The sequence below is a fragment of the Flavobacteriales bacterium genome, assembly GCA_019694795.1.
Lineage (GTDB): Bacteria > Bacteroidota > Bacteroidia > Flavobacteriales_D > UBA2798 > UBA2798.
The window spans coordinates 1-20,225 of the sequence record JAIBBF010000035.1 but is presented as its reverse complement, the minus strand read 5'-3'; the positions used below and the strand labels follow the sequence as shown (position 1 = coordinate 20,225).

Here is a 20,225-nt window from a genome sequence, read left to right as displayed (position 1 = left end):
ATGGCTAAACTGCTGAAAGGTTTTATTGGGGCTTTCTGGCTTTTAAAATCCCGTTGACCACCACCGTAAGCAATATGATGCAGGATCCGATGTAGAATCCGGGCGACATCGTTTCTTTTTCGGGCCAGATCAGAATGGCTAAAATGATGGTATAGATGGGTTCGAGGTTAACGGAAATAGAAACAGTATAGGGTGATAATTTTTTCATGACCCAAACGGATACTATAAATGGAATGGCCGTGCACAGTATTCCCAGAATGAGCAGGTAAACAAGATCGTCGTTGCTTAATGCAAGGTTTGAAATGTTTAGATTCCCGATGATTAAATTGTAAATACTAATACCCAAAAAGCCACCGATCATTTCATAAAAGGAAATCACGGCAGAATCTGTTTTCTTCACAAATCCGGCATTGATCACCGTAAACAAAGCCGCAAAAAAAGCGGATATAAGTCCCCACACAAATCCCATTGCGGAACTACTTTCTACCCCCATCAAAATGGCCACTCCGGCAATAACACCTATACCGAGATAAATCTCATAGCGAATGAGCCGGGTCTTAAAAAACACCGGTTGTAGAAACGCGGTGAAAAAACTGCTGACGGCCATACACGAAACCGCCACGGAGACATTGGAAATTTTGATGGCCCCGTAAAAAAAGATCCAATGCAGAGCAATGATTAGTCCCGTACCCAGAATTTTGAGCAATTGTTGAGTGGGAATACGAATCGATCGTCTACTTGCTATCAGAAACAAACCCATGGCAGGAAAGGCAATGAGCATGCGCCACCAAACGAGAATGTTTTCGGAAACTGAAATGATATTCCCCAAAATACCCGTGAAACCCCATACAAATACAACTACATGCAGAATAATCTGCAGTTTAAGATTGGAGGAGTTCTGGTTTTCGCTGGACACAAAAAAAGGAAGAGCGACAAATGTAGCCCTTCCTTAGCGCATCACAAAGTGATGAAAAAATTATTTCACGGCATTCAATTTCTCCTTTACCCCACCAACCACTTTTTGCTGAGCCTCAATTTCTGATTTTTTCGTTTTTTGATTCTCCTCATTCTTTTTGATCTTATCTTCTGCCTCTGCGATTTTCTTCTTGTAATCTTCAATATCGTTTTTCAGGTCCTTGTTTTCCTTTTCGAGATCCTTTTGCTGATCATTCAGTTTATCCAAGGCTTTTTCCTGAACAGAAAGTTCATCACCGATTTTATCTTTCGTGATTTTTACTGCGAATTCGTATAAAATTCCCTTGAATACCTTGAATTGTTCCGAATGTTGTGAAGAGGACAAAAATGCCCCACCTAAATCCACCCCAACAATCAATTTAATTCCCTCACCTTTAACCACCTCAACACGTGAATACACATCGAAGGTATTCGGACCCATCGCTTTAAGCTTGGCGTCATCTCCGAAAATACCATCCTTGGTAGAAACTTTCGCGTCCATGTCCTTCAACTTACTTTTCCAGGCTTTTTCTACCAGATCTGCATCCTCTACGTAAATCATAACGCTCAAGGCATTATTATTTCCGTTTCCTATTTTTTCGTTGGATTCGCGAACTTCTATTTTCTTTTGGGCAAAAACGTTCAGCGCCAGAACGCTTAATGCGGTGATTAGTATGTGTTTTTTCATAATCAAAAATTAGTATGCCTAATATACACAATTATCATTCCATTTTAACGAAAAGAAAAAGTCATTGAAAACCAAGCGGAGAGATAGTGATAAGATGCCCAGCTTTTTATACTTTTGTTCAAAACCCAAAGCCATGTTAATACATACCCATTCCGGATTACGCTGGATCGTTCTTATTCTGATTGTTGCTTCTGTATTTAATGCCTTCAGTAAATGGAGGTTCGGTAAGAGTTACCGAAAAACAGATAAGCTGTTGAATTTATTTGCAATGATTTTCTTTCACATTCAGTTTTTGGTGGGTGTGATTTTATATTTCGTTTCCAATAAAGTTCAATTCGGGAGTCAGACGATGTCGAACTCTATGCTTCGTTTTTTCACCGTTGAGCATATTTTAATGATGACTTTAGCATTCATCTTAATCACCATGGGAAGAAAAAGAGCAGAATCGGCAGAACACGACAGCACCAAACATCGTCGTTATTTTATTTGGTATGGTATCGTTATTCTGATTGTTTTGGCTTCCATTCCATGGCCGTTCCGCACCGAATTATCTGCTAACTGGTTCTGATGAAAAGAATATTTTTTATTTCTGCTGCTGTACTTTTTATTTTTTCCTGTGGCGAAAAAAAAGATCCGAATGCTAAAGCAGACGGTAAACTGATTTTCGAAAAAAACTGTTCGATTTGTCACGGTAACGATGGTAAACTGGGATTAGGAAATGCGAAGGATTTAAGTGTTTCTACCATGGACATGGATTCGAGGATTCAGATTATTTCCTATGGAAAACCGGGTATGACTCCCTTTAAAGGAGTATTGGAAGATAATGAAATTGAGGCGGTAGCCCAATACATTGAGCAGTTGAGAAAACCATGATTGAGGCAAAGATTGAACAACGTAAAGATGAAACCACCATTCTTGTTGGGGTAATTACACCCCGGCAGGATGAATTACAGGTGAAGGAATACCTCGATGAATTAGCTTTTTTAGCCGAGACGGCAGGAGCCAAAGTTGTTAAGACCTTTACACAAAAAATGAATGTTCCTGTTCCCGGTACTTATATTGGTAGCGGAAAACTACAAGAGATTGCCGATTTTGTAATTGAACACGAAATAAAACTGGTGATTTTTGATGATGAACTGTCGCCCAGTCAGCAAAAAAACATTCAGGACAAACTTAAAATTCCGGTTCTCGACCGAACCAATTTAATTCTCGACATTTTTGCTTCGCGTGCACGAACAGCTCATGCAAAGACGCAGGTTGAACTGGCACAATACCAATATCTGCTTCCGCGATTAACCCGAATGTGGACCCACCTTGAGCGTCAGAAAGGCGGAATTGGAATGCGTGGTCCGGGTGAATCGCAAATTGAAACGGACCGTCGTATTATTCAGGATAAAATTTCGAAGCTGAAAGAACAACTGAAAGAAATCGATAAACAAATGGCTACGCAACGAAGCAATCGTGGTCAACTTGTTCGCGTTTCGCTGGTAGGATATACCAATGTCGGGAAATCCACACTTATGAATTTACTGAGTAAATCGGATGTGTTTGCAGAAAACAAACTGTTTGCAACACTCGATACTACGGTACGTAAAATTGTTTTAGGTAATCTTCCGTTTTTGTTGACGGATACGGTTGGGTTTATTCGCAAATTACCTACTCAACTCATTGAATCATTCAAAAGCACTCTTGATGAAGTGAGGGAGGCTGATTTGTTGGTTCATGTCATCGATATTTCGCATCCGAATTTTGAGGAACATTATGCAGTGGTTAATGAAACCTTAAAAGATATTGGCGCGCTGGATAAACCTACCATAGTTGTTTTTAATAAAATAGACGCTTATCGTCATATTGAAAAAGAAGAAGGAGACCTGAGTCCCATCACCCGTGAAAATGTTTCGTTGGAAGAATTGAAACGAAGCTGGATGTCGCGGATGTCGCCTAACCAGGTGGTATTTATTTCTGCAGAGAAAAGAATTAATCTCGAAGAGTTAAGGGAAGTGATGTACGAAATGGTAAAGGAAATTTTTGCTGTTCGTTATCCCTATAATAATTTTCTTTACTGAAGTTGGGTTTCCAATTCTACTCCGTTTTTTAAAAGCAACCCCTGGATTCTTAATCCGTTTTGAAAAAAAACATTTTCATGTCACGTTTCATTTTTCTTTTACTGGTATTGTCCTGCACATTACAACTCCATGCTCAAACCAAACGCGTTTTATTTCTGGGCAACTCCTATACACAAGTAAATAATCTTCCTCTCACCTTTAGTAATCTTGCACTGTCGGGAGGAGATACGGTGTATACGGACATGAATGCTCCAGGCGGATATACCTTTCAGGGCCACTCAACCAATGCGACTTCTCTTGCAAAAATTGCACAGGGGAATTGGGATTTTGTTGTGTTGCAGGAACAAAGTCAAATGCCCTCTTTTCCCCCTGCACAAGTTGAGAGCGACACCTATCCCTATGCACATATGCTGGATAGTCTCATTCACGTGGCAGATTCCTGTGCTGAGACTGTGTTTTACATGACCTGGGGAAGAAAATACGGCGATCAGAGCAATTGTGCATTCTACCCCATTTTATGCACCTTCGATGGTATGCAATCGCGATTACGCTATAGTTATGTAGAAATGGGCGACCTCAACCATGCAAGTGTGGCACCAGCCGGTGAAGCATGGAAACGTTGTCGTGAATTAGATAGTACCATCAATTTGTATCAAGCCGATAATTCTCATCCCAGTATTGAAGGAACTTATTTAACTGCTTGTGTTTTTTATTCAACCCTGTTTCAAAAAAGTCCCGTAGGCTTATCTTATACCTCCGGATTAAGTACGCCCGTAGCCAGTTTCTTACAGCAAGTGGCTTATGATGTAGTGTTTGATAGTCTCGACACATGGAATGTTGCCATTGATCACCCTCATCCAGCATTTACAATTTCACAATTAAATGCAACTACCATCGAATTAAATAACCAATCTACAGATGCAGATTCCTATTTATGGATCATCAATGGGAATACCTATTATGGCTCGCCACTGGTTCACGATTTTGGAACAATTGGAACCTATACTGTTATTCAACAAGTGAGCAATTCCTGTTTTACGGACACCTTAAGTTTTACGATTAATTTGGCAACAGTAGGAATAAATGATAATTCGCCAGATGAAATTCAAATTTATCCGAATCCTTCCGATGGATTGGTTTATATAACCGGTGCAGCAAATTCGATTGCCAATTTGTATGATTTAAACGGTCGATTACTGAAGTCGGAAAAAATAAACGCCGAACTTCATTTCGAAGAAATGCCCGCTTCGGTTTACATTTTGGAAATTGTAACACCCAACGGACTAATCAGAAAAAAACTGATTCGCGAATAATCAGAGTTTCGATTTTGATTCTTTCTGCCGGCGAACAAATCGGATTCCCAACATCAACTCATGCGTTCCTGAAGAATAATTTTTAATGTTGGAAGTGGTAATATCATAAGCATATCCAATACTCAGATAATTCTTGTATTTGTATCCTGCCATAATAGAAACGGCATCCATTGTTCGGTAAGATGCCCCTAACCATACCTCATCTTTATAAATTAAGCGAGCCATTAAATCGAGCTGAACGGGAATAGGTTTTACGTATTTCACAAGGAAGGTTGGTTCTAACTGGAAGTCCTCATTTAAGTCGAATTTATATCCCCCCATTAAATTGTAGTGGTACAATAAATACGATCCGGTGGTGAGTTGATTGGAAAAGAAATAAAGTTTGTTGTGCAATAATTGAGGAACAACTCCCCCCACAAACCATTTTTTCGAATACAAATAAAACCCGAATTGTGCATCGAACTCCATCGACCATTGCAGTCCATTGCTAATAACTGCATCACCCGGATCATGCGTGGTGATTTTATGACCATCAATCATAAACTGCAGCATACCTGCTGAAACTCCAAATGACAATTTTAAATCTTCTTTCAACTTTAAGTGATACGCATAAGAAAAATTAAATCCGGTTCGGCGGGTAGGACCAACATTGTCCGTAAATACAACGCCACCATAACCCATATTCATTTTTTTATTCGGACCATATGCACTTAATGTGAATGTACGAGGCGCATCGGTCAATCCCACCCATTGATAGCGGTGGTTGCTTCTTACATCATACCATTCATGACTTCCGGCCACTGCAGGATTAATGAAAAAATCATTGAAAAAATACTGACTGAACATCGGATGATGTTGCGCATCACTTGTGAAGGCACTCAGCAGAAACAGAAATATAAAAATTCTTCTCATCATCTATCGTAATACAGTTAATGGTCCAGTGAACGCATCCGGATATAATGGATGATTCAGATTAATGATGTAATAATAAGTCCCCACCGGAACAGGTTGATTGTTGTAAGTGCCATCCCAAGGTGTATGGTAACCTACCGAAAGGAAAAGTAATTGTCCCCAACGATTATACACTTCTACCTGACAGTCGGGGAACATATCTATAAAATCGATGACCCAAACATCATTGGTTCCATCACCATTTGGTGAAAACCCATTAGGGAAAGAAATGTCGGGGAACACCTGCACGCGCATGGTATCGCTATTTACGCAACCATTGAGATCGGTGGCATAAACAATATACGTTGTGCTTGAATCAGGACTTGCATTTGGATTAAATGCGGTTGAATCGTCTAATCCAACAGAAGGTACCCACACTACTGTATTCGTGGCAGAGGTGGTTGGACTTCCACCAATAACAGTTGAAGTATTTAAAATAATATCTACATCGGGTCCGGCGCTTACAAACGGCAATGGATTAACCGATACATCCACGGTATCGCGATCTAAGCATCCACTATTATTTGCAACTAAAATGTAGGAGGTTGTTCCTCCTAATGGTGTTACGTTAAGCACATTTGAACTGCTTAATAAATTACCTGCCAAATCATACCATTCATAGGTTACGCCACCGGAGCCGGTAAGTGTAATTCCGGTAACATTATTCATACATAATGAAGTATCGTTTCCTGCATTGGCATCCACTACCAAAATAGCTCCTACTACAATGGAATCTTTAAGTGAACAACCGTTTGCATCTGTAACGGTAATAAAATACGTTCCGGAAAAAATATTGGTCAAATCTTCGGTGTTCGCTGTAAATCCGTTCGGACCTGTCCAGCTAAAAATAAATCCGCCTGCTCCACCGGATGGTGTTGCATTAATAGCACCATCTGCTACTGTAGAACAGGATGCATCTGTGCTATCCAACAACAAGGTGATTGCCAATGGCGCATCTACAGTTACAGATTGAGTGGATGTACATCCATTGCCATCGGTCACTGTAACTACATACGAACCGGCACACATATTAATTGCAGTTGCAGTAGTTTGCGAAGAAGGATCGTTCCAGCTAAACCCATAAGGCAATGTTCCTTCAATTACAATGGCCACTGCAATTCCATCACAGGTGTTAAAGCAAGATGGAGATTGGGTAAATGGCAAACTGAATAATAAACTATCTGGTTCGGATAAGGTAAACGGAGCAAAAGCAATACAACCTGCTGCATCGGTTACTTCCAGAATATAATCGCCTGCGCAGAAATTGGAGGCGCTGGTTCCGGATTGACCAGTACTTACTCCTGCATTGGTTAACCAATCTTGTGTATAGGGTGCTGTTCCTCCATTTATGACCACAGCAGAAGTTCCATCGCAATTACCCTGACAAGTAACATCGGTATTACTCAGTGTTAATTGCGGTGCATTATTTCCATTTACGGTATTTACTATCGTAGTTGAACAACCGTTCCCATCGGTCACTGTTACATTATAAATTCCCTGGCATAAATTAGAAACCAGAGAAGTTGTTGCACCTCCGGCAGCTGCATCCCACTGATAATTGAATGGTGCCGTTCCACCTTGCACAAATACGCTTAATGTTCCATCGCACAATCCACAAGTTGCAGGGAATACAACAACACTATCCGATAATTGTACCGGTTCCGTAATCGTTACATCTGTTACCCGAACACAACCATTGGTATCGGTTACTTCAAGGAAATAAGTACCTGCACACAGATTAGAAATAGCATTCGTTGTGGATCCATCATGAATCCAGTAATAGGAATATGGAGCAGTTCCTCCTATAGGAGAAACACTGGCATCACCATCACACAATCCAAAACAGGAAACGTTTGTTTGCGTTATGTTTTCACCGGTAGGACCACCAATATTATTTAATCCCGTATTAAATGTTTGTGAGCAACCGGAGTTATCGGTTACCTGAACCATATATGCACCTGCACATAATCCCGTAGCCGTTGTTCCGGTTTGACCATTACTCCAGTCGAACGAATAACTTCCTGTTCCACCATTTGCAGTTGCTGCGATTGTTCCGTTGCATTGTCCGCATGCTGCATCTGTAACAACAAATGCGGCTTGTAATGCGCTTGGTTCTGTAACAGAAAAATTAGAAAATCCGATACAACCATTAGCGTCGGTAATTTGTAGCATATATCCACCTGCACAGAGTGATGAAATATCTTCAGCCGTTTGTCCGCCCGGGAACCATAAATAAGAATATGGCGCCGTTCCGGAAACGGGTGTTGCATCGATTGCACCATTAAAGTTTGCGTTACAACTTACGTTTGTTATCACTGCAGTGGCTTGTGGAGAAACGGTGTTATTTACCGTTACAGGAAACTGATCTGTACAGCCATTGGCATCGGTTACTTCTGCAATATAAATTCCTGCTCCAACATTAATGGCCGTGTTCGTTGTTTGTCCCAATGGATTTAACAAGGCATCAAACCAAACAATGGAGTAATTTGGAGTACCACCACTTGGATTAATAGTAGCTGCTCCATTATTTACATTGCAATCGGCAGGGAAAAATGAAGTGGAAGCAGTTAATGCTGTCGGTTCATTGATGTTTACATTTTGAGCATTTGAACTGCAATTATTTCCATCCATTACGATTACCGAATAAGCTCCTGCACAAAGTGAGTTGAACACAGTTGCATTTTGAAATGTTGCTCCTCCATCTACAGAAACTAAATAAACGCCGTTACCTCCCGAAGGAACAACCGTAATAGATCCGCTGCATGCACCATTACAACTCACATCGGTGGATGTTACTGTAAAATCAACTTGCGCCGGATTATTTATTGTTACCGTTAATGGTGCAATTGTACAGTTGGAAGCGTCTCCAATAATCACAGAATACGTTCCGGCACATAATCCATTTGCAGTGGATGTGTTTTGAGCAGAAGGATCGTCCCACAAGAATGAATAAGGTGATGTACCACCGTTTACGGTTGCCGTTGCCGTTCCAGAACAATCTCCAAAACAGGTATTGTCGGTCGAACTTGTGCTCGCGCTCAACGCTGTTGGCTCGTTAATGGTAACACTCGAGGTTGATGTACATCCACTCGCATCAGTCACAGTTACTGAATAAGATCCTGCGCAAAGTCCAATAGCAGAACTGGTCGATTGCGATGAAGGATCATTCCACGAAATTGTATAGGGCAAGGTTCCTCCTGAAATGGAAGAATTGGCAATCCCATTACAATCGCCATTACATAAAACATCGTTGGCCGAAGATGTAACGGATAACAGTATTGGGGCGGTTAAAGTAATGGTGTCGTTTCTGCTACAACCGGTGGCGTCCGACATGGTAACAATATAATCACCGGCGCATAATCCGTTTACAGTTGCATTGGTTGAATTACCTGCTGCTGCATCCCATTGCTGTGTGTATGGACCTGTACCGCCGCTTGGACTAATTGTAATCGATCCGTTGCAACTGGCGTTACAGGATGGATCCGTTACTATAAAATTGGAAATGATTTCTGTAGGTTCATCAATCGTTACATTTCCAAAAGTGATACAACCTGGTTGATTGGATAATTGCAAAATATAATCGCCGGCGCAAAGTCCGATTGCTGTTGCTGTAGATTGGCCAATGCCTAAGCCTGTTGTTCCATCAAACCAGGTAAAAGCACATGGTCCATTATTACAAGCCGTTGTTCCGGTAGCGTTACCATCACACACTTCAAAACAACTTGCATCGGTGGTCGACATCGTTAATGTTTCGCCATTAATATTGCTTAAGGCAACAGCGGTATTAGTTGAACATCCGGAAGCATCGGTTACGGTTACTGTATAAATCCCCGCGCACAAATTTCCGGCAGATTGTGTTGTTTGATTGGCAGCATTAGCTGACCATTGATACGAATATCCAGGTACTCCTCCCGAAGGAGATACTGAAACCGTTCCATTACACACCCCACATGAAGCCGGTGCGTTTCCGGAACTTAAAATTATTTCGCTTGGTTCTGTAATGTTTCTGCTTCCATTATCCGTACAACCATTTGCATCGGTAACAGTAACGGAATAAACACCCGGACACAATCCATTAATACTATTCGTATTTCCACCATTACTCCAACTAAAAGTATAAGGAGCAGTTCCTCCTGTAGGATTCGAACTAACTGTTCCGTTGCAGGCATTAAAACAAGAACTGTTGGTAGAACTTAATTGAAGATTTAATGATGCAGGCGCAGTTATACTCGCCGATAAATTAGAATTACAACCATTCGCATCAGTGACCGAGAGTAAATAATTTCCTGCACATAAATTTACAACGGTAGAAGTGCTGGAAGAGGCAGGATCATTCCATTGCAATGTGTAAGGTAATGTTCCTCCATTTACGTTCGCAACAATACTTCCGTTACAATCTCCATTACACTGTGGTGATGAAGTAGTAAACGTTGCTGTAATTTGCGAAGGAGCCGCAAGCGTTACAGATGCTGGTCCACCCAGACACCCATTTACATCGGTAATAGTTACATCATACGATCCGCTGCACAAATTATTTGCAAGCGCTGTGGTTTGGTTTAACGGATCATTCCAAGAATAAGAATAAGGCGCTGTTCCACCACTTACATTTGCTGTTGCCGTTCCATTGCAATCGCCAAAACAGTTTAATGAAGTTGCACTTACCGAAACAAGTATTGCGTCTGGCTCGTCAATTGAAATCTGTGCCGGAATAAACGTACAACCATTGGCATCGAAAACGGTGACCACATACTGACCTGCACATAAACCGGAAGCTTGTTGTGTAGTTTGATTTGCCGGATCATCCCATTGATACGAAAAAGGTGCAGTTCCTCCTGAAGGAAATGCAGTTCCTGTTCCATCACAAACCGAATTACAACTTGCATCCGCAAATGAAGTTGTTGCAGATAATGGCGTGGGTTCACTGATGCTAACATTATCGTTCGCAGTACAACCATTAGCATCTGTTACTACTACAGAATAATTTCCGGTGCATAAATTAAAAGCCGTTGATGTTGTTTGATTCGCAGCAGCCGCATTCCATTGCACTGTATAAGGAGCTGTTCCGCCACTTGGAGTTACTGTTCCTGTTCCGTTACAATTTCCAAAACACAACACATCGGTAGAAGTAGCATTCGCTTGTAATAATGCAGGTTCGTTTACATCAACTGTGGCTACTGTAATACAACCGGTGTTATTGGTCACCGAAACCGCATATGTCCCGGCGCAAAGATTGTTAACGGTGTTGCTGGTTGAAGCGGAAGGATCATTCCACAAAATGGTACAGACCGGATCCAGGCAATTAAATGTTACATCAACACTTCCATTGCAAGAACCAAAACAACTAACATCGGTAGAAGTAAGCGTTAATGTTTCCCCATTAATATTACTTACTGCTGCCGTAAATACCGCTACACAGTTATTATTATCCGTTACCGTAACATTGTATGGACCTGCACATAGTGAATTTGCGGTTGTTGTCACCTGATTGGCCGCAGCAGCATCCCATTGCACGGTATATGGTGCAGTTCCACCGCTTGGATTTACAGTTGCTGTTCCGTCGCACACAGAGCAGGTAGCCAATGTTGAACTCAGTGTTGCATCGAGCGCTGTTGGTTCGTTAACGGTAACACTTGCATTGCCAGAACAACCATTCGCATCCGTAACCTGTACATTGTAAGTTCCGGCACAAAGTGAATTGGCAGTAAGTGTACTTTGCGCAGCAGGATCATCCCACAAAACGGTAAATGGTGCTGTTCCTCCGGAAACACTTACAGTTGCCGTTCCATCGCAGGATGCATTACACAAGGTAGAAACAGAAGTTGCCGATACAGATAATACCGATGGTTCGGTAATGGTTACTGCCGGAGGATTTAAAACACATCCGTTGGCATCTGTTACCGTTACAGAATAAGCTCCTGCACAAAGTGAAATTGCGGTTGCCGTATTTTGATTTAATGCATCATTCCATCCAAACGTGTATGGAGCTGTTCCACCTGCAGCATTCACGGTTGCCGTTCCATCACACACACCTGAACATTGTGCATTGGTTGAACTTAAATTGGCTGTTAATTGCGTAGGTTGAGTAAGTGTTGCATTCAAAGGACCGGCCGTACATCCATTCGCATCGGTAACGACAACACTATAGGTTCCGGCACACAATGAAGATGCTACGGGTGTTGTTTGATTCCCCGCACCGGCTGACCATTGATAGGAATAAGGTGATGTACCACCATTGGCAGTAACAGAAGCTGATCCGTTACAATCACCAAAGCACAATAAAGTTCCGCCTGTAGTAGCAGCGGTTAATTGTGTTGGTTCTGTAATTGTAAAATTAAGTGGTGTTGAACTACATCCGGTTGCATCTGTAACGGTAACTGTATAATTCCCGTCGCATAAACCATTTTCTGTTGTTCCTGTATTGGCGCTCGACGACCATGTAACGCTGATAGGTGCGAGTCCGCCCGTAACCGTAACTGTTGCTGTTCCATTGCAGACATTAAAACAAGTTGCGTTGGTGCTGCTGAGAGAAACATTCATGGCAGGCGGAGCAATAAGATCGATTGTTACGGGTCCTGCCGTACATCCATTGGCATCCGTTACGGTTAACGCATAACAACCCTCGCACAAATTGTTCGGATTTTGTACAGTTGAAACTGTTGTGCCGGTAGATTGATCAACCCATGCATAGGAATAAGGAGCAGTTCCTCCTGAAGGATTGGCATTTCCTATTCCGTTACAAACTCCAAAACACGTTGGATTGGTACCTGTTGCTGTTAGCGTTAAAAGGTTTGGTTCTGTTAATGTAATTACAATGGGTGCGGGTGAACAACCATTCACATCGGTGATATCTACATAATAGGTTCCTTCACATAAACCAACAGCATCTTCAGTGCTTTGTCCGATTGGTAAATTGGTTACCTGATCGAACCATGCAAACGTGTAGGGAGGTGTTCCTCCTGCTACAGTGATATCAATAACTCCATTGCAGAATCCGAAACACGAAGGATTAATTCCATTTCCGGATGCTGTAATAATTACATTATCCGTTACCGCCACTGTATTCGAATTGATAATACAACCATTAGCATCAGTGATCATTGCAAAATAACTTCCTGAACAAACATTGGTTGCTGTTAATCCTGTGTTTCCTGTTGGATTAAGTGTGGTTGCATCGATCCAAACAATGGTGTAAGGCGGTGTTCCTCCGGAAACTACAACTGTTGTTGTTCCATCACAAATTCCGCAATTGGAAGTTGTTGCTGTTGCTGTTGCTGTAACTGTAACCGGATCGGTTAGTGTATAACTTGCCGTTGCAGTACATCCTGCGCCATCTGTTACGGTAACAGAATACGATCCATCGCATAATCCAATAACCGGATCGGTAGCCTGACCAAGCGGGGTTCCCGAAGGTTGATTGAACCAGGAATAGGTGTAGGTTCCATCTCCACCCGAAGCATTAGCCGTTGCGCTACCATCACATACACCGGAACATGATGGATTGGAAGATGTTGGATTTAAAACTAAAGCAACAGGATTACCAATTGAAAATGTTGCAGACGTATCGCAGCCGTTCACATCGGTAATAATTACGGAATAATTTCCTGCGCATAAATTATTTTCTGTTAAACCACTGTTGGCACTGCTCGACCAATCGATAATGTACGGCGATGTTTGTCCAGCAATTCCCGAAAGCGTTGCTGTTCCATTGCAACTTCCGATACAGGTTACATTGGTAGTAGTAAGTGTAAATGTAAAGGGATCCGGATCGTTAATGACAAAGGTAGAATCCTCCGAACAGCCATTGATATCGGTTAGTGTTGCACTGTACGTTCCGGTACATAAATTAGTAATGCTGTTCCCAGCGCCAATTTGAACAGATGAGCTATTGAACCAGGTCACGTTTAATGCTCCCGTTCCACCACTTGCTTGTGTAACAACTGCGCTACCATTGCAATCATTATGACAAACCGCATCATTGGGATCAACACCTAATACCAATGCCGGGGGATTGTTTACCGTAACGGGTGGTGTTGAATTTACAATACAACCATTTCCGTCCTGCACTTGCGCGAAATAGGTGCCGGGACAAACACCGTTAAACGGATTTCCTGTTCCAATTGGAATTCCGGTAGCCGCATTAATCCAGGTAAATGTATAAGGTGAAGTTCCTCCAACCGCAGAGCCGGATAAAGAACCTGAACAGGCATCGTGACACAATGCAGGCGTTGCAGTAGTGGTTGGATTTACAGCTGTGGGTTGTGTTAAGGTAAACACTGCCGATTGCATGGAACAGCCATTAGCATCGGTTACGATTACGTAATAACTTCCGGCACAAAGTCCACTGGCAGTAGGATTGGTTTGTCCAGCTAATGGTAATCCACCGGGTGATGTAAACCACTGATAAGTATAGGGCGCTGTTCCATTACTTGCAGAAACCGTTAAACTCCCCGAACAAATTCCATTACAAATTAAATTTGTTTGATTCGTAAGCGTGATAATAATGGGCTGCGGTTCATTGACAATGGCGTTTGCTGCCTGCGGACAGTTATTCGCATCGAAAACCGTAACGGAATAGGTACCATCACATAAACCGGTAATGGAACTATTGGTTCCTCCGTTGGACCAAGAATACGTATACGGAGCACCGTTACCGCCGGTTGGATTTGCGGTGATACTTCCATCACAAACGCCAAAACAACTTGCATCAACAGCAACAAGATTTGGAGAAATGGCCAGCGGAGTAAGAATGAAAAAAGTAGTGTCGAAAGAACAACCGTTGGCATCCGTTACATTCATGCTGTTTAATCCGATACACAATTGAGTTGCAATATTTCCGGTTTCACCAGAACTCCATGTAAACGTATAGTTTGGTGTTCCACCGAATACAAATGGAGATGCAGTACCATCACAGGTGTTATTACAGGATGGGTCGGTTGTTGACCATGAAAGTACTGTTAAGTCACCCGGCTCTACCACTGTTACGGTTGTTGCACAAATTACATCCGGATTAGGACCCTGGTCGATAACACGAATGGTATACGTTCCTGCACCCAAACCTGACCAGCAATTCGCCGCAGGTCCGCCACCCAGCCATTGTATATCGAAAGGACCAATCCCTCCGGTTACAGTTACACAAACCTGCGCATCATGAGCTCCATTGCAACTAACGTGTTGTCCGTTGTAATTGGTTGTAACCGATGCCGTAATCGTAAACTGATTGGGAGCAGTACCACAGGTTGCGGTTAATCGTAATGGTAAATTATCCGGATTATCTACCACCTGCGCCATTCTTGTTCCGCTATTCAGCCAATTGACATTGGTACCAGTTATAACAATTGGATCTACGGTAACTAAATCTGAATTTTCTGTGTTGAAGGTAATGGCTTGTGTTCCGAAAATAAATTCGTCGCACTTCACCGCATGTCCCGAAGTTTTAAATGTTCCGGAAATGATTTCAATGTTGTTATTGGGTTCCAATTCCAAATCGTTACCCAAAACAAAATTTCCGTTTGAAAATTGAAGATTACTTCTGAAATGAATATTTCCGGAATTTATTTGCGCGGATGAAGGATTTGTAAACGCAATGGTTCCCGTAATATAATTCCGAAACATTCCGCTCACCTGCCAATTTCCACCTACGGTGATGGTAACCGGAGTGGTTGATTTTATTTTGGGATTATATTGTGCGGAAGAAAAATTGAAGTTATTAAGTTGAATATTTCCGGGAATTAAAATTTCATTTCTATCGGACGTAAATGAAAAATTATCGAAAAACACATTGTCGTTAACAGAAGGTACAGAGGCACCTCCCTGACCATTGGATACTGTAGACCAGTGCGCGGGATCATTCCAGCTACCTGAACCACCTACCCAAAAACGATCGGCAGCAAATGAAAATGTTTGCTGTAAAAAAAACAGTGTTGTAAAAAAAACAAGTCGTATCCTTAATTCCATCATCGCCAATTTGTTCGGGTACTCAGTTGATTTATTGACGTAAATCCATTGGTATGAGTTGCCCTATCAAGAGTATTTATTACGGAAGATAAAAAAACTGTGACCAAATTGAAAATTTAGAATGCAATTCAGCAGAATTAATTCCAGGCCGGACAATCTGTAATTCCCTTTCCGCGGTGTGGACAAGCCGAAATACCAAGGATAATTTCATGTGTATTGGAGCTTGAGTACCTGATTTTTGAAGTAGTAAAATCGAAGGAATATCCCAATGAAAAATACTTTAGAAAATTAACCTTAAATAAACCTACAATAGCATCTGTATTCCGATAGCTCATTCCCAGCTGAATTTTATTGTCGTAATCGGCCATCATGGTTAGATCCAGAGCGGGGTTAGACATGGGTGCAAATTTCAGTGCGGCAGATGGCGTATAGGACCATCCCCCTTCGCTTTTAAAACGCTTACCTCCGGTTAATACGAAGTGGTGAGTCAGGCGAGAATCTGTCCCCACATTTTTTATTTTATTTCTCAGGGCCTGCCACAGAGTGAATCCGGCAAAAAACTCATCCGAATAAAGCCACAATCCGGGAGAAACATCGGGCCAGATAAACTGTACGCTTGAGCCCTGAACTGCATTATCACCGGCATTGGCCAAGGTTACTTTCCCGGCGTTAAACCGAAACTGCTGAAAACCTGCATACAGTCCCATTGCCAAATTTGTTTTTCTTCCTACGGGGACGTGATAAGCATAGGCCAGGTAAACCTTTGTTCTGCTGATTGGTCCTGTACCATCACTCTCAACATGTCCGCCAATTCCGTGTTTTGTCTTCAGGTATTTTCTTTTTTTACCCCCAATCTGACCGTGCCCATTTGCCCACATTGTAATAGGTCTTCCATCGAATCCCATCCACTGTGTGCGGTATCCCAATCGCATATCCAAACAAGGTTTGCTTCCCGCTACTGCAGGGTGAATGGCGAATTGATTAAACACGTATTGAGAAAACTGTGCAGTTTGTTGTGCATTTACATTCAGCAATGAAAATGAAAACAGGAATAGGAGTAGCTTATTTTTCATTAGTGCACAATTGTAATTGAACCCGAATAAACATCATCTTTTCCGCCACCGTTGTTTAAATCGATAACGTAATAATAAACTGCAGCCGGAAGGTTGAGTCCGTGATTTGTTCCATCCCATGCATTGGCATTGGTATAGCCTACTGTATTAAATACTTTTTGTCCCCAGCGATCATACACCGTGACTTTGGCATTGGGGAAATCTTCAATGTTTCTGATTTCCCAAATGTCATTTGTTCCATCACCATTGGGTGTAAAGGTATTGGGCACATTAATGGGCTCAACTACAAATACAGTTACATTATCCTGATCCGTACAGCCGTTTACGGTTACGGTAAGTGTGTAAACCGTAGTAGCTCCCGGTGTAGCAAATGTTGTAGCTGTATTATTATCACTCAGTGATGAAGTAGGAACCCAACTATAGGCCCCGCCTCCGGAACCATTGAGAATAGCGGTTTGTCCAGGAGAAATAACCTGATCGGGACCGGCATTCGCATTTACAACGGTAATCGATAAATCGACTGTATTGGAAGTTGCGGGTGTGGCGCATGGATCACTGCAGGACATATTCACGCTTACGCTTGCATTTCCTCCAAATGTGGAAGAGAATACCCCTGTGGTATCACTGGCAACAGGCGTTCCATTCACCAACCATTGATAAGTTGCAGTGGCGGTACAACCGTTTTGTGTTGCCGTTAATGTTACTATTTCATCGGCACATGCCGTAGCTGTAGAACTACTAAGTGTTACGGTAGGATTAGAAATCGGGTTGATGCTTAAACTACTCGAATTGGATGAAACTGTACTAACTGCAGCACAAGGATCATCTGAAATCAATTCTGCTGTAACAATATCTCCCGGATTTAAACCGGCGGAAGAAAAGGTTTGTCCAGTTCCGGATTGCACAGAAACTCCATTCACAAAAAACGTGATTTGCGGATTTGTTCCTCCATTCGAAATAACTGCGGTTGTTGTAATGTTATCGCCAACGCATGCAGGATTTGGTGAAGAGCTAATGGTAATTTCAGGAACTAAATCTCCGGGATTCTCCATCACCGGTATAGCGGTGAGCGAAAACGTACATCCATTATTATCTGTAATGACCACACTGAAAACACCGGGTGATAGTCCGCCGAAAGTATTGGAAGCCTGCGAAGCTCCTCCGTTAAGAGCATACGTCAACGGCGCGGTTCCTCCATTGGCATTGACAACAATACTTCCATTTGTGCTGTTACAATCGGCATTGACAATTACAGGAATTGCATCGCTAATTGATCCATTATTCGCAACAAATGCAGAAACGGTGGTAGTGCACCCTTGTTGATCGGTAACTAAAACCGTGTAGGAGCCCGCTCCAAGATTCGTAAATGAATTAGAAGCCTGAGGAGCTCCTCCGTTCAGCGAATAATTGTAGGCCGGATTTCCACCGCTAACTCCATTAACCGTAAGGGTTCCGTCATTACTGGTACAACTGGCGTCGGTTGTGGCTGCTGTTGCGTTTTGCGGACCATTCAATTGATTAATTACTACTGTATCCGTATTCTGAATACAGGTTGAGCCGTCTTCTACAGTAATGATATACGTTCCGGCACTTAGGCCAGAGAATGTTCCTGAAGATTGAAATGCACCGCCATTGATGGAATACTGATATGGCGTTGTACCTCCGGTGCTGGATGTAATTTGAATTTCACCATCGAGTGCTCCACAGTTTTGATCGGTGGTAGAAATAGCATTTTCAATTAGAACGGCAGGACCATCCACCTGTATCTGAAAATCACATTGAGCAGCTTGCGTTACTCCAACACCTGTGCTATCACCATCTACCAAAACATAATACAGCGTTGAAGGAGTTAGTCCACTTGCCGATAACGTTATGGACGATGTTCCTGATGCGCAATTGCTCACCTCGGTGAAGCCTGCAAAATTGCATGAGCCTCCCGCAGAAACCACCACGGCCTCGAGTCCGTTGCCCATACCCGCACCGGTTAAACAAGAAATATTACTAATGGTAATTGTTGCATTTCCTCCGCTGGCATTGGTATTAAACGTAAACCAAACTGGGTTATTTAAACCAAAACAACTAATTCCCGAAGGTTCAGTCCCTTCAAGTCCCGCATTCTGATTGCTGCCTGAAAAACTCAAACCCGCACATAAATTTCCGGCCGATGAACAATCGTCATTTGCAGGCTGAGCAAAGACATAACCAGCAGAAATCCAAATTATTAAGCTAAAAAACAGCGCCTTTTTCATTCCAGTTGTTGAGGATTTAAAGTTAGGGATTTCCATCAATTTGAAGGAGATAAATTCGGACGAAGCGCCTTTTTTTATCTTTGAATGCTCTTTTTGGCACGAAAAATGCCTTGGGCATTACCAATACTAGTACTCTTTTGTATGAAAACCTCTCCTAAAAATCGAATCGGTGGCCTATTAATGGCTGCTTTGATTTACTTATTAAGCCTTAGTCCTCTTGAGGCACAGCACATTAATTACGAGAACGATTCAGGTTGGAAGTTAGGCTTCAACATGGGGGGCGTATGGCAACAAAGCGATATGCATTCGCGTGCAGGAATCGGCTTTGGTGCAACCTTGGGGAAAGCGCTTTACCAAAAACCGGGAAGGTTTTTTGCTTTCGATCTTCGCTTCCGCTATTTACACGGATATAATTTTGGTTATACCGATACAGCGATAACTACATTTCCCGCTACTTCCATTTTTAGTGGAAACAACACCACTAATCCTGCTTTAAATGATTATGCGAATAATCAGGGGAAAATGTATTACAACTATCGTATGTCCCTCAATGAATATTCCATGGAGGGTGTTCTTACGTTTAACAAATTAAGAGAGCGCACCGGTATTGTATTGTATGGTTGGGGAGGAATCGGCATTACAACATACCGCGTTAAAACCGACCAGTTGGATCTTTTAGATCACACGTATAACTATGCAGGACTTGATTCCAGCACCACTTATTCCAATCTCGATTTATTATGGGATAATCGTTACGAAACAGATGCCGATGGCAACGAGGGATTAAAAGCTGCCTTTATGCCTTCTGCGGGTATTGGATTCGGATATCAATTCTCTCCTTATTTCGCAATGGTACTGGAACACAAAGTGACATTTGCACTTAGAGATAATATCGATGGTTATGTGTATTCAAATCCGAGTGGACCGGTAAACGATCGTTACCATTACACCGGATTAAAATTTGTTTTCCATTTAGG

At 42.1% G+C, this 20,225-nt stretch carries 11 protein-coding genes; 5 read left to right on the top strand and 6 right to left on the bottom strand.

Features of this window, described 5'->3' with window-relative positions:
- Nucleotides 1–22: 22 nt before the first annotated feature.
- Nucleotides 23–916 carry a DMT family transporter gene (locus K1X56_10710; GenBank protein ID MBX7095186.1) on the bottom strand — a complete coding sequence of 298 codons (894 nt, stop codon included), beginning with the start codon at nucleotides 914–916 and terminating at the stop codon, nucleotides 23–25.
- Nucleotides 917–976: 60 nt separating this feature from the next.
- Nucleotides 977–1,642, bottom strand: coding sequence for a hypothetical protein (locus K1X56_10705; protein MBX7095185.1), 666 nt, complete (start codon nucleotides 1,640–1,642; stop codon nucleotides 977–979).
- Between the two features lie 133 nt (nucleotides 1,643–1,775).
- On the opposite strand from K1X56_10705, the gene K1X56_10700 reads away from it, so the two are divergent.
- The 4 genes from K1X56_10700 (at nucleotide 1,776) to K1X56_10685 (ending at nucleotide 5,021) form a co-directional block, all read left to right on the top strand.
- Nucleotides 1,776–2,210 (top strand): hypothetical protein, encoded by a 435-nt coding sequence (locus K1X56_10700; GenBank protein MBX7095184.1) that lies wholly within the window; start codon nucleotides 1,776–1,778, stop codon nucleotides 2,208–2,210.
- Nucleotides 2,210–2,515, top strand: a complete 306-nt coding sequence (locus tag K1X56_10695) for a cytochrome c (protein ID MBX7095183.1) — start codon at nucleotides 2,210–2,212, stop codon at nucleotides 2,513–2,515. The genes K1X56_10700 and K1X56_10695 overlap by 1 nt, the downstream gene beginning before the upstream one ends.
- The gene (gene hflX, locus K1X56_10690) at nucleotides 2,512–3,708 is read left to right on the top strand and encodes a GTPase HflX (protein ID MBX7095182.1); all 1,197 of its coding nucleotides are present in this window, start codon (nucleotides 2,512–2,514) and stop codon (nucleotides 3,706–3,708) included. Before K1X56_10695 ends, hflX begins: the two co-directional genes overlap by 4 nt.
- Nucleotides 3,709–3,785: 77 nt before the next feature.
- Nucleotides 3,786–5,021 (top strand): T9SS type A sorting domain-containing protein, encoded by a 1,236-nt coding sequence (locus K1X56_10685; GenBank protein ID MBX7095181.1) that lies wholly within the window; start codon nucleotides 3,786–3,788, stop codon nucleotides 5,019–5,021.
- Here the strand turns inward: K1X56_10685 and K1X56_10680 are convergent, their stop codons facing one another.
- The 4 genes from K1X56_10680 to K1X56_10665 all read right to left on the bottom strand — a co-directional run bounded on the left by K1X56_10680 (nucleotide 5,022) and on the right by K1X56_10665 (nucleotide 19,248).
- Complete coding sequence (locus tag K1X56_10680; protein ID MBX7095180.1) at nucleotides 5,022–5,933, bottom strand: type IX secretion system membrane protein PorP/SprF; 912 nt, start codon at nucleotides 5,931–5,933, stop codon at nucleotides 5,022–5,024.
- A gap of 3 nt (nucleotides 5,934–5,936) precedes the next feature.
- Nucleotides 5,937–15,926, bottom strand: coding sequence for a gliding motility-associated C-terminal domain-containing protein (locus tag K1X56_10675; GenBank protein MBX7095179.1), 9,990 nt, complete (start codon nucleotides 15,924–15,926; stop codon nucleotides 5,937–5,939).
- A gap of 137 nt (nucleotides 15,927–16,063) precedes the next feature.
- Nucleotides 16,064–16,999, bottom strand: a complete 936-nt coding sequence (locus K1X56_10670; GenBank protein MBX7095178.1) for a type IX secretion system membrane protein PorP/SprF — start codon at nucleotides 16,997–16,999, stop codon at nucleotides 16,064–16,066.
- The gene (locus K1X56_10665; GenBank protein MBX7095177.1) at nucleotides 16,999–19,248 is read right to left on the bottom strand and encodes a gliding motility-associated C-terminal domain-containing protein; all 2,250 of its coding nucleotides are present in this window, start codon (nucleotides 19,246–19,248) and stop codon (nucleotides 16,999–17,001) included. The genes K1X56_10670 and K1X56_10665 overlap by 1 nt, the downstream gene beginning before the upstream one ends.
- A gap of 180 nt (nucleotides 19,249–19,428) precedes the next feature.
- Here K1X56_10665 and K1X56_10660 point away from each other — a divergent pair.
- The coding region (locus K1X56_10660; GenBank protein ID MBX7095176.1) for a hypothetical protein at nucleotides 19,429–20,225 on the top strand (797 nt) is incomplete at its 3' end.

Excerpts from the sequence above, each read along its gene's own strand:
- K1X56_10695 (MBX7095183.1), top strand. The coding sequence starts at position 2,210 with ATGAAAAGAATATTTTTTATTTCTGCTGCTGTACTTTTTATTTTTTCC.
- K1X56_10700 (MBX7095184.1), top strand. The coding sequence starts at position 1,776 with ATGTTAATACATACCCATTCCGGATTACGCTGGATCGTTCTTATTCTG.
- K1X56_10665 (MBX7095177.1), bottom strand. The coding sequence starts at position 19,248 with ATGAAAAAGGCGCTGTTTTTTAGCTTAATAATTTGGATTTCTGCTGGT.
- K1X56_10705 (MBX7095185.1), bottom strand. The coding sequence starts at position 1,642 with ATGAAAAAACACATACTAATCACCGCATTAAGCGTTCTGGCGCTGAAC.
- K1X56_10680 (MBX7095180.1), bottom strand. The coding sequence starts at position 5,933 with ATGAGAAGAATTTTTATATTTCTGTTTCTGCTGAGTGCCTTCACAAGT.
- K1X56_10670 (MBX7095178.1), bottom strand. The coding sequence starts at position 16,999 with ATGAAAAATAAGCTACTCCTATTCCTGTTTTCATTTTCATTGCTGAAT.
- K1X56_10685 (MBX7095181.1), top strand. The coding sequence starts at position 3,786 with ATGTCACGTTTCATTTTTCTTTTACTGGTATTGTCCTGCACATTACAA.
- K1X56_10675 (MBX7095179.1), bottom strand. The coding sequence starts at position 15,926 with ATGGAATTAAGGATACGACTTGTTTTTTTTACAACACTGTTTTTTTTA.
- hflX (MBX7095182.1), top strand. The coding sequence starts at position 2,512 with ATGATTGAGGCAAAGATTGAACAACGTAAAGATGAAACCACCATTCTT.